This window comes from Streptomyces sp. NBC_00057, from assembly GCF_045041165.1.
GTDB lineage: Bacteria > Actinomycetota > Actinomycetes > Streptomycetales > Streptomycetaceae > Streptomyces.
In genome coordinates, this window is the sequence record NZ_CP108256.1 from 2,764,752 (window position 1) to 2,778,251 (window position 13,500).

At 69.6% G+C, this 13,500-nt stretch carries 9 protein-coding genes and 2 pseudogenes; 5 read left to right on the forward strand and 6 right to left on the reverse strand.

Annotated features, from left to right (window positions below; translation table 11 throughout):
• Positions 1 to 51: 51 nt before the first annotated feature.
• The gene (locus OG953_RS12780; protein ID WP_405684250.1) at positions 52 to 711 is read left to right on the forward strand and encodes a bifunctional DNA primase/polymerase; all 660 of its coding nucleotides are present in this window, start codon (positions 52 to 54) and stop codon (positions 709 to 711) included.
• Between the two features lie 165 nt (positions 712 to 876).
• Here OG953_RS12780 and ftsY read toward each other — a convergent pair whose 3' ends face one another.
• Entirely contained in the window at positions 877 to 2,088 is a 1,212-nt protein-coding gene (gene ftsY, locus OG953_RS12785; protein ID WP_405684251.1) for a signal recognition particle-docking protein FtsY, read from the reverse strand.
• Between the two features lie 109 nt (positions 2,089 to 2,197).
• Here ftsY and OG953_RS12790 point away from each other — a divergent pair.
• Both OG953_RS12790 and OG953_RS12795 read left to right on the forward strand, forming a co-directional pair.
• Positions 2,198 to 3,583: pseudogene (locus OG953_RS12790) on the forward strand (purine-cytosine permease family protein).
• A 58-nt stretch (positions 3,584 to 3,641) separates the two neighbouring features.
• The gene (locus tag OG953_RS12795; protein ID WP_405684252.1) at positions 3,642 to 4,607 is read left to right on the forward strand and encodes an LLM class flavin-dependent oxidoreductase; all 966 of its coding nucleotides are present in this window, start codon (positions 3,642 to 3,644) and stop codon (positions 4,605 to 4,607) included.
• A gap of 76 nt (positions 4,608 to 4,683) precedes the next feature.
• Here OG953_RS12795 and OG953_RS12800 read toward each other — a convergent pair whose 3' ends face one another.
• The 4 genes from OG953_RS12800 to OG953_RS12815 all read right to left on the reverse strand — a co-directional run bounded on the left by OG953_RS12800 (position 4,684) and on the right by OG953_RS12815 (position 11,183).
• Positions 4,684 to 6,102: a sugar porter family MFS transporter gene (locus OG953_RS12800; protein ID WP_405684254.1), complete on the reverse strand. Its 1,419-nt coding sequence runs from the start codon at positions 6,100 to 6,102 to the stop codon at positions 4,684 to 4,686.
• Between the two features lie 235 nt (positions 6,103 to 6,337).
• Positions 6,338 to 9,946: a chromosome segregation protein SMC gene (gene smc, locus OG953_RS12805; protein ID WP_405684255.1), complete on the reverse strand. Its 3,609-nt coding sequence runs from the start codon at positions 9,944 to 9,946 to the stop codon at positions 6,338 to 6,340.
• 303 nt (positions 9,947 to 10,249) lie between these two features.
• The gene (locus OG953_RS12810; RefSeq protein ID WP_018551753.1) at positions 10,250 to 10,462 is read right to left on the reverse strand and encodes a hypothetical protein; all 213 of its coding nucleotides are present in this window, start codon (positions 10,460 to 10,462) and stop codon (positions 10,250 to 10,252) included.
• 439 nt (positions 10,463 to 10,901) lie between these two features.
• Positions 10,902 to 11,183: an acylphosphatase gene (locus OG953_RS12815; protein ID WP_405684257.1), complete on the reverse strand. Its 282-nt coding sequence runs from the start codon at positions 11,181 to 11,183 to the stop codon at positions 10,902 to 10,904.
• A 145-nt stretch (positions 11,184 to 11,328) separates the two neighbouring features.
• Here OG953_RS12815 and OG953_RS12820 point away from each other — a divergent pair.
• Both OG953_RS12820 and OG953_RS12825 read left to right on the forward strand, forming a co-directional pair.
• Positions 11,329 to 12,147, forward strand: a pseudogene (locus OG953_RS12820) (CAP domain-containing protein).
• Positions 12,148 to 12,218: 71 nt separating this feature from the next.
• Positions 12,219 to 12,623 carry a winged helix-turn-helix transcriptional regulator gene (locus tag OG953_RS12825; protein WP_405684258.1) on the forward strand — a complete coding sequence of 135 codons (405 nt, stop codon included), beginning with the start codon at positions 12,219 to 12,221 and terminating at the stop codon, positions 12,621 to 12,623.
• Here OG953_RS12825 and mutM read toward each other — a convergent pair.
• Positions 12,620 to 13,489, reverse strand: coding sequence for a bifunctional DNA-formamidopyrimidine glycosylase/DNA-(apurinic or apyrimidinic site) lyase (gene mutM / locus OG953_RS12830; RefSeq protein WP_405684259.1), 870 nt, complete (start codon positions 13,487 to 13,489; stop codon positions 12,620 to 12,622). The two genes, OG953_RS12825 and mutM, sit on opposite strands and share 4 nt — an antisense overlap.
• Positions 13,490 to 13,500: the final 11 nt, after the last annotated feature.

The window sequence follows — 13,500 nt, forward strand, 5'->3', positions numbered from 1 at the left end:
GATTGAACTCCGCGTCGTAACCACTGGCGAGTCGGACACGTTGGAGGGGGCATGGGCTTCACGATCGGCGGCATCCGCGAGATGCGCACCGGCTCACGGCGCCGCGGCCGTGCGGCCGAGTGCACAGCAGTGGCCGAGTACACAGGGCTGTGGGGCTGGGCCGTCGCGCCGGGAGCGCGGGCCGCGGCCGGCCGCTGCTCGTGCGGGCAGGCGCAGTGCCCCTCCCCCGGCGCCCATCCACTGGACTTCGCCCGCGAGGTCCCCGCAGGGGCCACGCTCGACACGGCGGCGGATGCCTGGGCCCAGGTGCCGGGCGCCTCGATGCTGCTTCCGGTGGGCCGCACCTTCGACATCCTCGACGTCGCCGAAGCGGCCGGGCGCCGGGCCCTGGTCCGCATGGAGCGGATGGGCCTGCCACTCGGCCCGGTCGCGGTGACACCGGCCGGGCGGGCGCAGTTCTTCGTGGCCCCGGGTGCCGCCGCCGAGCTCCCGCAGCTGCTGTACCGGATGGGCTGGGACGACGCGGGTCTGGACCTGCGGGCGCTGGGGCCCGGCTGCCACATCACCGCCCCGCCGTCCGACGAGGGCGGCCTGGGCCCGGTCCGGTGGCTGCGCCCGCCGGTGCTGGACACGGCGGCCGCACCGCCGCAGGCGCGGCTGCTGCTGGGCACGCTGGCGTACAGCTGCCATCGCGCGCCCCTTTGCGGCTGAACCGCCGCCACTTTCGCGGAGGTGGGGTCCCGCCGTCGGGGCTGCTCAATCGGTGGCCGCCCTCAGACACGGAGCCCGCCGATCCCAGGCGCGGAGCCCGACAAGACGAAGAGCCCGACCGCAGTTGCATCATGCGGTCGGGCTCTGTTGCGGGCGCGCGAGGCGTCAGTCTCCGATCAGGGCGTCCACGAATGCCTCCGGCTCGAACGGAGCCAGGTCGTCCGGTCCCTCGCCGAGACCGACCAGCTTCACCGGTACGCCCAGTTCACGCTGGACGGCGACGACGATGCCGCCCTTGGCGGTGCCGTCCAGCTTGGTCAGCACGATGCCGGTGATGTCGACGACCTCGGCGAACACCCGGGCCTGCACCAGACCGTTCTGTCCGGTCGTGGCGTCGAGGACGAGCAGGATCTCGTCGAGCGGTCCGTGCTTCTCGACGACGCGCTTGACCTTGCCGAGCTCGTCCATGAGCCCGGTCTTGGTGTGCAGCCGTCCCGCGGTGTCGATGAGGACGACATCGGCGCCCTCGGCGATCCCTTCCTTCACCGCGTCGAAGGCGATCGACGCCGGGTCGCCGCCCTCGGGTCCTCGCACGGTGCGGGCGCCGACGCGCTCGCCCCAGGTCTGGAGCTGGTCGGCGGCGGCGGCCCGGAAGGTGTCGGCGGCGCCGAGCACCACGCTGCGGCCGTCGGCGACGAGCACCCGGGCCAGCTTGCCGGTGGTGGTGGTCTTGCCGGTTCCGTTGACGCCGACGACCATCACGACACCGGGGGTGTCGACACCGCTCTCCGTCTTGACCGCACGGTCGAAGTCGGTGCCGAGCAGGGTGAGGAGCTCCTCGCGCAGCAGCGAGCGCAGCCCTTCGGGGGTACGGGTGCCGAGAACGCGGACGCGTTCACGGAGCCGCTCCACCAGTTCCTGGGTGGGTGCGACGCCGACGTCGGCGGTGAGGAGGGTGTCCTCGATCTCCTCCCAGGTGTCCTCATCGAGGTTGTCGCGGGACAGGAGCGTGAGCAGCCCCTTACCGAGGGAGTTCTGCGAGCGGGCGAGCCGGGCACGCAGCCGCACCAGACGGCCCGCAGTGGGCTCGGGCACCTCGAGGACGGGGGCGGCGGGCGCCTCCGGCTCGACGGCCTCGGGGGCTTCCTCGGCGGGAGCCTCGGCCGAGGGGGGACCGACCTCCTCGATGGTGCGGCGCGGTTCCTCGCGCGGCGTCTCGGCTTCCTCGCCGACATGGGGCTCGGCGGGAGGAGTGATGGTCGGCGTGCTCGACGGCGCCGGGGGCAGCTGCTTCTTCTTGCGGCTGCTGACCACGAGCCCGCTGATCACGCCGACCGCGACCAGGGCGATGACTACAGCAAGGATGACGAATTCCATAACCCACCCAGTATCAGTCACGTCCGCCGCGGGGGGCCGCCCCGAAGAATCACCCCCGAATCCCCTTGGGTGTTATACACCTTTTGGCGGTAAAGGCACGACCCTGCCTGTGGAGACCCTTGGCCTGGAACCCGTCCCCGACAGCGAGCGCACCGGCCGGGTCCGGACTCTCCCCCACCTGGGTCGGCGCGAACCCGACCGTGCTGCTGCTCACCATGGGTGCGGGGCTCGCCGTCTTCAACGGGCTGAACTTCTGGCAGGTGCTGGCCGTCGCGATCGCGGCGCCGGTCGTCAGTTTCGGACTGGCCGGCCTCGTCTCGATCGCGGGCAAGCAGGGCGGGGCACTCTCCCGGGCCGTCTTCGGTCAGCGCGGCAACCTACTGCCCGGTGCGCTGATCTGGATCGCCCGCTGGGGCTGGGAGACGGTGAACGCGGTAACCGGCGCCTACGCCCTGCTGGCCGTACTGGATCTGCTCTTCTCCATCGAAAGCAGCAGCACCCTGATCATGGCGACCCTGCTCGCCTTCGTGGGGAGCAACTTCCTGGTGTCGGGGCCGGGCGTGCGCGCCCTGCGGGTGTGCTGCACCTGGTCGGCGATCTCTTCGGAGGCTTCAGCATCCTCGTACTGATCCACCTCATCGGCCGGACCGAATGGCGGGACGTCCTGGACAGACCCGCCGGGCCCACGGCGATGATGATCGCCGGGGTCGGCACACTGGCGGCCGGCGGGATCAGCTGGGTTCCGACCGGCCCCGACTTCGCCCGCTATCTGCCGCGCACCGCGTCCGGCCGGGCAATGATCGTGGCGACCGTGGGCGGCACCGGGATCGCGTTTCTGCCGATGGTGCTGATGGGCTCCGTGATGGCGGTCGCCACGCCGGGCCTGGCCGTCACCCGGGATCCGGTCTCGTTCATCGGTCCCCTGCTGCCGGACTGGCTCTCGGTGCCGTATCTGCTGATCTCCGTGGTCGGCATGGTGCTGATCAATGCGATGTCGATGTATTCGGCCGGATTCACCGCACAGACGTTGGGATTCATGATCCCCCGCGCGTGGGCGGTCGGGGTGAATGCCGCCATCAGTCTGTTTCCGGGCTCGTTGCTGATGATGACGGCGGCGGGTTTCCTGGATTCCTTCGTATCTTTTCTGACGCTGCTCGCGGTGACGTTCTCGGCATGGATCGGCGTCTTCGGTGTGGATCAACTGCGGGGGCGTACGTACGACCCCGCGGCACTCCTGGACACCACACCGGCCAGCGCCTACTGGTACACCGGAGGTTTCGCCGTGACCGCCGTGACCGCGTGGGCCGTGGGTCTGGTGGTGGGCCTGCTCTTCACCGGCATGGAGTGGTTCTCCGGCCCGCTCGCCGCCACCTGGACCGGGCGCCACGGACTGGGCTGGGCGGCCACGATCGTCGTGTCCGCCGCGCTGTACGCGATCCTGCCGCGTCCCGCCGGCCGAGAACGGCCCGGAGGCGTCACACCTCTACACTTCTGACGCTACGTCAGCTAGCGTCCCGCCTCGCCGAGTCCGCCCGACGCAGGGGACAAGTGTCATGGCCTTCACAGTGGTCCGGTTCAATCTCGTCGATCCCGATGCCACCCCCGAGTCGCTCTCGGCCCGGTACCGCGCCGCGCTGGAAATGGCCGCGTACGCCGACGAGCACGGCGTCGACACCGTACAGACCGAGGAGCACCACGGCGCCGCCAACTCCTGGCTGCCCTCCCCCTTCGTCTTCGCGGGTTCGGTCTTCGGCGCCACCCGCCGGATCGCGCTCACCGTCTCGGCGATCATCGGCCCCCTGCACGACCCGCTGCGGCTGGCCGAGGACATCGCGGTCCTGGACCTGCTGAGCGCGGGCAGGCTGGTCACGGTGGCGGGGATCGGCTACCGGCCCGAGGAGTACGAACAGGCGGGTGTCGAATGGGGCAGGCGTGGCCGGCTCCAGGACGAGCTCCTGGAGACGTTGTTGCAGGCGTGGACCGGGGAACCGTTCCCGTACCGGGGCCGTACGGTCCGGATCACGCCACGCCCGTACACCCAGCCGCATCCGCTGCTGCTGGTGGGCGGCAGCTCGCGGGCGGCGGCGCGGCGGGCGGCCCGGTTCGGGCTGCCGTTCTTCCCGAGCGCGCATCTGCCGGAGCTGGAGGCGTACTACCAAGAGCAGCGTGCGGAATTCGGGACGGACGGCTTCTGCATGATGCCGTCCACCGAGACGCCGCTGCTGCATGTGTCCGAGGACCCGGACCGGACCTGGGCGGAGTACGGCGAGCACTTCCTGCACGAGGCGCGTACGTACGCCTCCTGGCAGTCCAAGGACATCCGCTCGGCCGTGCGTTCGGCGGCGACGACGGTGGCGGAGCTGCGGGACGAGGGGGTCTACCGGGTCATCACGCCGGACGAGTGCGCCGGGGCGGCCGGGGAACTGGACAGCCTGGTGCTGCATCCGCTGTGCGGGGGGATGCCGGTCGAGGAGGGGTGGCACAGTCTGCGGCTGTTCTGCGAGGCGGTCGCGCGCTGACCCGGGCCACCGGAACTGCCCCGGCACGCGGGTGCGGGCCGGGGCATTGCGTGGTCGAGGAGAGGGGCAGCGGGGATCAGCCCATCTCCTCCAACGCCTTGCCCTTGGTCTCCTTCACGAACTTGAGCACGAAGGGGATCGAGAGCGTGGCGAAGCACGCGTAGATGATGTAGGTGCCCGACAGGTTCCAGTCGGACAGACTCGGGAAACTCGCGGTGATCGCCCAGTTGGCGATCCACTGCGCGGACGCGGCGACGCCGAGCGCGGCAGCGCGGATCTTGTTCGGGAACATCTCGCCGAGGAAGACCCACACCACGACACCCCACGACAGGGCGAAGAACAGCACGAACACATGGGCCGCGACGAGCGCCACGATGCCCTGGGTGTGGGGCAGTTTGCCGTCGACCAGGTGGGCGGAGAAGGCCCAGGCCTCGAAGGCGAGGGCGATGGCCATACCGGTGGAGCCGACCAGCGCGAGCGGCTTGCGGCCCACCCGGTCCACCAGCACCATCGCGATCACGGTGCCGACGATGTTGATGATCGACGTGGTGAACGAGTAGAGGAACGAGGCCGAGGGGTCGATGCCGACGGACTGCCAGAGCGTCGCCGAGTAGTAGAACGCCACGTTGATGCCGACGAGTTGCTGAAAGACCGACAGGCCGATGCCGACCCAGACGATCGGCAGGAATCCGAAGCGGCCGCCCAGCAGGTCCTTGAACCTGGACTTGTGCTCACGGTGCATGGCGGTCTCGATCTCGGCCACCCGGGCGTCGAGGTCGACGTTCTTGCCCTCGACCTCCTCGAGGATCTGCCGGGCCCGGTCCTTCTTGCCGACCGAGATCAGGAACCGCGGCGACTCGGGGATCGCGAACGACAGGAGTCCGTACAGGGCGGCGGGGACCACCATCACACCGAGCATCCACTGCCAGGCCTCGATGCCGCCGATCTCGCCGCGCTGATCGCCGTCGGCGAGCTGCAGAATGCCGTAGTTGACCAGCTGGGAGATGGCGATGCCGATGACGATCGCCGCCTGCTGGAAGGAGCCGAGCCGGCCGCGGTAGGCGGGCGGCGAGACCTCGGCGATGTACGCCGGGCCGATCACCGAGGCCATACCGATGGCGAAGCCGCCGATGATGCGCCACATCGCCAGGTCCCAGAGCGCGAACGGGAGCGCGGAACCGACGGCGCTGATGGTGAAGAGCACGGAAGCGATCTGCATGCAGCGGATTCGGCCGATGCGGTCGGCGATGCGCCCCGCCGTGGCCGCGCCGATCGCACAGCCGATCAGGGCGACGGCGATGACCTGGGCGAGCGTTCCCGAGCCGATGTCGTACCGGCTGCGGATCGCCTCGACGGCGCCGTTGATGACGGAGCTGTCGTAGCCGAACAGAAAACCACCCATCGCAGCGGCTGCCGTGATGAAGATGACATGGCCGAGGTGGTCCGGATGGGCCTCCCGGGCTCCGGACGCCGGTCCCTGCGATGTGCTGGTCACTTGTACTCCTGATGCCTGGCCGCGTCGTCAGGTGTGGGGGCGAGCTCTTGTGGGGGGAGCGAGCTCTTCCAAGTGGCGCATAACTTCACGACTGCCACCACTTGAACATAAAAACGAATTTGCGGAGACTATACGTTCAAGTTTCGAAGTCAAGATTGCAAGATTGCTGCATTGGTGCACATTTATTCAGCAACACCCAAAAAGGTGCGTTGAAGCATTGAAGATTGAGTAAGGTTCAGCGCAGCCGCTGGCTGATGACCTTGGAGACGCCGTCGCCCTGCATCGAGACGCCGTACAGCGCGTCGGCGACCTCCATCGTCCGCTTCTGGTGCGTGATCACGATCAGCTGAGAGCTCTCCTGGAGCTCCTCCATGATCCGGATCAGTCGCTGCAGATTGGTGTCGTCGAGCGCCGCCTCGACCTCGTCCATCACATAGAACGGACTCGGCCTGGCCTTGAAGATCGAGACCAGCAGCGCCACCGCCGTGAGCGAGCGTTCCCCGCCGGACAGCAGCGAGAGTCGCTTGACCTTCTTGCCGGGCGGTCGGGCCTCGACGTCCACGCCGGTCGCGAGCATGTTGTCCGGGTCGGTCAGGATGAGCCGCCCCTCGCCGCCCGGGAAGAGCCGCGAGAAGACGCCCTCGAACTCACGGGCCGTGTCCCGGTACGCCTCGGTGAACACCTGCTCGACCCGCTCGTCGACCTCCTTGATGACCTGTATCAGATCGGCCCGGGTCTTCTTCAGGTCTTCGAGCTGCTCGGAGAGGAACTTGTGCCGCTCCTCCAGCGCCGAGAACTCCTCAAGGGCAAGCGGATTCACCTTCCCGAGTTGCTGATACGCCCGTTCGGCCGACTTCAGCCGCTTCTCCTGCTCGGCCCTGACGAACGGCTTCGGCTGGTTGCGCGGGTGCTCCGGGTCCTCCGGCAGCTCCTCGCCCTCGGTGGCCGGTGACGGTGGTACGAGCTGGTCGGGGCCGTACTCGGCGGCCAGCCCGGCCGGCTCGACGCCCAGCTCCTCCAGCGCCTTCGCCTCCAGCTGCTCCATCCGTAGCCGCTTCTCGGCACCGAGCACCTCGCCGCGGTGGACGGAGTCGGTGAGCTTGTCCAGCTCGCTCTTGAGCTCGCGGCCCTGGTTTCGCTCGGCCACCAGCTCCCGCTCCCGCTCCGCCTTCGCCGCCTCGGCCGCGACCCGCTCCTCCTCGGCCCGTACGACGGACACCTCGACATGGGCCAGCAACTGACGGGCGCCGGACGCGACGGCGGAGGCCACCGCCGCCTCGTGCCGCAGTCGGACACGGCGCTGCTCGGCGCGGGCACGGGCCTCGCGTTCGGCTCGGGCGCCCCGGTCGAGGGAGTCCGCGCGGCCCGCGAGTCCCTTGACCCTCTCCTCATGGGTACGCACCTGGAGGCGGGCCTCCATCTCGGTCTGGCGGGCGTTGGCACCGTCGGCGGCGAGCCGGTCGCGTACGGAGGTGTCCGGCTCCTCCTCGACCGGCATCTCCTCGGCGACGAGCAGCCGTTCGGCCAGCTCCTCGGCCTCCTCCGTCGCCCGCTCCAGCGCCTCCTGGGCACGGGTGGCGGACGCGGTCATCCGCTCGGCCTCGCCCGCGGCGCCACGGGCCTGCCCGGCGAGCCGCCCGAGCTGCTGAGCCACCCCGGACTTCTCCCGCTCGGCGTCCCGACGCCGCTCCCCCAACTCCTCGACCAGCCCGGCGCTCGCGCTGCGCCGCTCCCCCGCGAGCCGCTGGGACTCGGTCAACTCCGCGCACCGCACGGCCAGTTCCTCCAACTGGGCAGCGGCCTCGTCGACCGATGCCTGCACTTCGAGAAGGCTCGGCGCCCCGGCGGAACCGCCGTGCGCGAAGTGGGCCGAGAGGATGTCCCCCTCGGCGGTCACGGCCGTCAGTTCCGGGTGTACGGCGACGAGATCCTCGGCATCCTCCAGGGTGCCGACGACCACCATGTCCCGCACCAACCTCCTTACCGCGCCCACCAGTTCGACGGGCCCGCGGACGAGGTCGGCCACTGCGGGCGGAGCTCCGGCGGGCGCTCCGGCCACATCGACACCAGATGCACCAGCACCACCAGCACTCCCCTGATCAGGCACCCCACCCCGCGCCCCACCCAACAGCAGCGCCGCCCGCCCCGCGTCCTGCTTGCGCAGCAGCCGGATCGCGTCCGCCGCCGCGGCCGGGTCCGTCACCGCGACCGCGTCCGCCGCCGCGCCCAGTGCCGCCGCCACCGCAACCTCGTGCCCCGGCGCCACCGTCAGGAGTTCCGCGGCCGGGCCGAGCAGGCCCGACAGGCGGTCCCGCGCACCGAGCAGGACACCGGTGCCGTCCTTGCGTCGCAGACCGAGGGCAAGTGCCTCATGGCGGGCCGCGACCGCCGCCCGCTTCCGTTCGGCGGCGGTCGCGGCCTCCCGGGCCGCGGAGAGCGCCGCCTCCGCCTCCGTGAGTTCCCGCCTGGCGGCCTCGTGCCGCTCACCCAGCTCCGCGTCGCCCGCGTCCAGGCCCTCGACCTCGGCCTTGAGCTGTTCGTACTCCTCCTGCGCGGCGACCGCCCGCTCCTGCGCCTCGTCGCGCGAGGCGGCCAGCCGGTCGATCTCCGCCTGTGCCGAACCGGCCCGACTGCGGGCCGCGTTGACCTGCCCGTTCAGCCGGGCGAGCCCTTCGCGGCGGTCCGCGATGGCGCGGGCGGCATCCTTGAGCCTGCGCTCCTCGACCGCCAACTCCCTTTCCAGTTCGGCCCGGTGGGCGGCGGTGTCCTCCAGCGCGTGTTCCGCCGCCTCCAGCGCGGCCTCCAGCTCCGCCTCCTGCTCACGGATCCGGGCGGCCTCGCGCTCCATGCTTTCAGGGTCCCTGAATCCCGTGCCGCGCCGCTCCTCCTCGGGGGCGGCGCCGGCGCTCTTCACCCGGGCATCGGCCAGCGAGATCGTGCCGCGCACACGCTCGGCCAGCTGCGACAGCTCGTACCAGGTCTGCTGGGCCCGCTGGAGCCGCGGCGCCAGCCGCCGTACCTCGTCCTCCAGCTCCGCCTCGCGCGCCACGGCGGACTTGAGCTCCGCCTCCGCGGCCTCCCTGCGCTGCTTGAGTGCCGCTTCGTCGGCGATCTCGCTTCGCAGCGCGGTGTGCAGCCGCACCAGGTCGTCGGCGAGCAGCCGCAGCCTGGCGTCGCGCAGGTCGGCCTGGATGACGGCGGCCCTGCGCGCCACGGCCGCCTGCCGGCCCAGTGGTTTCAGCTGCCGTCGCAGCTCGTCGGTCAGGTCCTGGACGCGGGCCAGATTGGCCCCCATCGCGTCCAGTTTCCGCAGCGCCTTCTCTTTCCGCTTGCGGTGCTTGAGCACGCCCGCGGCTTCCTCGATGAATGCGCGCCGCCCCATCGGATCGGCATGGAGTACGGAGTCCAGCTGGCCCTGGCCGACGATGACATGCATCTCGCGGCCGATACCGGAGTCCGAGAGGAGTTCCTGGATGTCCAGGAGCCGACAGGTGTCGCCATTGATCTGGTATTCGCTGCCGCCGTTGCGGAACATGATCCGAGTGATCGTCACTTCGGCGTACTCGATGGGCAGTGCGCCATCGGAATTGTCGATGGTCAGCGATACTTCCGCCCGTCCGAGCGGCGGCCGCCCGGTGGTGCCGGCGAAGATCACGTCTTCCATCTTGCCGCCGCGCAGGGATTTGGCACCCTGCTCCCCCATGACCCAGGAGAGCGCATCCACCACATTGGACTTGCCCGAACCATTGGGACCGACGACGCACGTGATACCGGGTTCGAACCGCAGCGTCGTGGTGGAGGCGAACGATTTGAAACCACGCAGGGTCAGGGCCTTGAGGTGCACGCCGCCGGACTCTACCTTTCACTCTCGGTTTCGCTGATGAAGGTGCAGGGCACATCAGACGGTAAGGGAAGGGGTGTACGTCCGGGGCGGGTCCCGCACAGGTCCGAGCGGAAAAGAAAGAAGGGACGCCGAAGCGCCCCTTGTAAATCTTGTGCGGTGTTACCGGTGCAGCGGATGACGGATCAAGGACATGTCACGGTGGTGACAGATCAAGAGCAGTGATCTTCAATGATCCGGCGACGATCCGGGTGATGTTCTCGGACGGCTGGCGCGGACAGCCTGACCGGCCCTGGGGGCCATCGGTCAGGTCAGCGCCGGCTCCGCCTGAGGTACGTCGATGTCGATGCTGTCGAGCAGCGACTCTTGGTGCTGGGCGGCGGCATTGAGCGCGTCATTCTCGTCCTGAATCCGTACGAGCTCGGATTCGAGGTCCTGGACGCGTTGCTGGAGCCGTCGCATCTCGGCGAGGAGTCGCGGGTCGGAACCGCCGACGTAACCGAGAAGCGCCTTTGCCATGATGGATGGTCCTCCACACTGAGTGACCGACCGATGCGGTGTGGGTCGTGAGGGAATCGCACCCGCGGTGCTCGGCAGTGCTCTGTATTCACTGCTGTTCTGCTGCCAAACAGCTCTGCCAAACAGCTAAGGTGCGCGGGGATTTCAGCGTCTCACCAAAAAGTTTGACGGTCAACACGATCACGCCCTGTAGAGATGGGCGGCCCGGGGGCGCGCGGCTTGACGATCATGCGGCGCGACTCTCCTGCGGGACCCTCGGGGGCGTGGAGATCATCCTTAGTGCCGCAGCCTGGCACGCCAACCGAATCTTGGCAACCACCCGGTCATTCCGCAGGTCATTTCATGTGTACGCAGATGAGCGCCCGCTCCGTCACCCCGCGCCGCCCGTCGAACACGGTCCGAACACAGCCCCCCGTGACGGCCCCACATCGAGCCCGGATCAGCGGATCGCGAAGCCCTCGTATCCGCCGCGCGGGGTGTCCCAGATCTCAGTGACTCCGTCAACGTGCCCGGGTGTGTCGTCCGAGCGCAGCCATTCCAGTAGACGGTGGCAATTCTCACGTTGGCCCTCGGCGACGACCTGCACCCTGCCGTCGTCGAGATTCAGGGCGAACCCGGTGAGGCCACCGATCTCCAGAGCGTTTGCCCTGGTGAACCAGCGGAACCCTACTTGCTGTACTCGGCCGCGTACCCAGGCGGTGAGTCGTACATCTTCGTTCATGCCCGAACGCTAACCGGCCAATCGCTCTTGGAACACTTCCCGCCGATAGGGCATGGGCTACAGTCCCGTCGCAATAGCTTCACCCCATCGGGTGAATCATGTTGACGTCGAGAGCGGCGTCCAGACCCCCAGAAGGGCTCAGCAGATGGGACGCCATCGACGCTCCGCCGCAGCTCCTGCCGCTGAGTACCACGCGGCGGGGGACGCGGGCCGGCACCGGGGTGCGCGCCGCAGGAAGCGGTCCGGGATACCTGTTCGTACGGGACTGATCGGCGCGTCCGCGGCCCTTGCCGTGGGGGCCGTGGCGGTCGCGTCCGGTCTGCTGCCCGGCGGCGACACCTACACGATCGGCGGCGGCACGGCTGCCGACCAGGTGCGTACCAAAGGGGCCCCGGATCTGCTGACCCACGGCGCCTCCACCACCGCCCCTGCCGACCGCGCCACCGCGGCCGGCCGCGGCGTCGGGCGCGCCGATGGCCCGACGAAGGCGGAGTCCCCCACCGGGTCCCCGTCGTCCGCCTCCCCGTCGAAGACGTCCGGACCGACCGGGCGGGCGAAGCCCTCCGAATAACCGACACCGGCCGCCGCCGGCTCCGCGCAGGCCGCTGTGCTCACCCTGGTCAACCAAGAGCGCGCGAAGGTCGGCTGCAGCCCCGTGACGGCCAGCGCCTCACTGGCCTCGCTGGCCCAGGACTTCAGCGACGACATGGCTGCCCGCGACTTCTTCGACCACACCGACCCCGATGGCCGGACCCCCTGGGACCGCGCCGCGAAGGCCGGTGTGCAGGGGCTCGGCGGTGCGAACATCGCCCGCGGTCAAGCCGACGCGCAGGCCGTGATGGACTCCTGGATGAGCAGCGACGGCCATCGGGCAAACATTCTCAACTGCGATTACAAAACGCTCGGCGTCGGCGTGCACTTCGGTGCGGGCGGCCCCTGGTGGACCCAGGACTTCGGTTTCTGAGCACTCCCGGCACGCTCTCCAGCAGAAAGCGCACCCCATTGGTAAGCGCTGTGCGGCGTACGCTGGTCGGCATGGACGAGAACACCCGTCTGGACGCGCTCGCTTTTGATGTGTTCTCCAGGCAGTGCCCCTCACGCGGCACCCTGGAGCATGTCACCGGGCGCTGGGGCAGTCTGACGCTGGGAGCGCTGTACGAGGGCAGCTTCCGTTTCAACGAACTCCGTCGCCGGGTCGACGGGGTGAGCGAGAAGATGCTCTCGCAGACGCTCCACGCCCTGGAGCGGGACGGTCTGGTCCACCGCGAGGCCCAGCCCACCAATCCGCCGCGCGTCGACTACGAGCTGACGTCTCTGGGCCGGCAGGTCGCCGAGCGGCTGCTCGGACTGATCGAGCTCGTCGAGGGCCGGATGCCCGAGGTGCTCCAGGCCCGTGACCGTTACGACGAGGCCCACCCGAGCCCGGAGGCCGACGTCTAGGAAGCCGTGCGCGGCGGTCGCTGACAGCGCGGGCAGAAGTAGCTGGAGCGGTTCATCCATGGGCGGCGGCGCATCGGCGTACCGCAGCGGTGGCAGGGCTCGCCCTCTCGCCCGTACGCGTCGAGCGAGCGGTCGAAGTATCCGGACTCGCCGTTCACATTGACGTAGAGGCTGTCGAAGCTGGTGCCGCCCTGGTCGAGCGCCGCGTTCATCACCTCACGGACGTGGCCGAGCAGCTCGGCCGACCTGGGCCGGGTGAGGGTCGCGGTGGGCCGGTCGTAGTGCAGCTTCGTGCGCCAGAGCGCCTCGTCCGCGTAGATGTTGCCGACGCCGCTGATCAGCGACTGGTCGAGCAGGGCGCGCTTGACCGTTGTACGGCGCAGGCGCAGCGCGGTGTGGAAGGCGTCGTCGTCGAACGCCGGGTCCAGGGGGTCGCGGGCGATGTGCGCGATGGTGTCGGGCAGCCCGTCCGTGCTGTCGGCGGCGCATTCGTGGAGAGAGAGCCCGCCGAAGGTCCGCTGGTCGACGAAGCGCAGCTCGGTGCCGAGCGAGTCGTCGAAGCGGATCCTGATGCGCAGATGCTTCTCGTCGGGCGTGTTCTGCGGCTGTACGAGCAGCTGGCCGCTCATGCCGAGGTGGCCCAGCAGTGAGCTGGACGCGTCGTTCAGCGGCACCCAGAGGTACTTGCCGCGGCGCATGGCCGTTCCGAAGCGGGCGCCGCCGAGCCGGGCCGCGAAGTCCACACCGCCCGCGAGATGGCGGCGGACCGCACGCGGATGCAGCACTTCGACATTGCCGACCGTGCGGCCGGTGACCCAGCGCTCAAGACCGCGTCGTACGACTTCGACCTCGGGCAGCTCGGGCACGGTGTCGCTCC

Bases quoted from the DNA above. Each gene is read 5' to 3' on its own strand.
- OG953_RS12780 (WP_405684250.1), top strand. From the start codon at position 52: ATGGGCTTCACGATCGGCGGCATCCGCGAGATGCGCACCGGCTCACGG.
- ftsY (WP_405684251.1), bottom strand. From the start codon at position 2,088: ATGGAATTCGTCATCCTTGCTGTAGTCATCGCCCTGGTCGCGGTCGGC.
- OG953_RS12795 (WP_405684252.1), top strand. From the start codon at position 3,642: ATGGCCTTCACAGTGGTCCGGTTCAATCTCGTCGATCCCGATGCCACC.
- OG953_RS12810 (WP_018551753.1), bottom strand. From the start codon at position 10,462: ATGGCAAAGGCGCTTCTCGGTTACGTCGGCGGTTCCGACCCGCGACTC.
- OG953_RS12815 (WP_405684257.1), bottom strand. From the start codon at position 11,183: ATGAACGAAGATGTACGACTCACCGCCTGGGTACGCGGCCGAGTACAG.
- OG953_RS12825 (WP_405684258.1), top strand. From the start codon at position 12,219: ATGGACGAGAACACCCGTCTGGACGCGCTCGCTTTTGATGTGTTCTCC.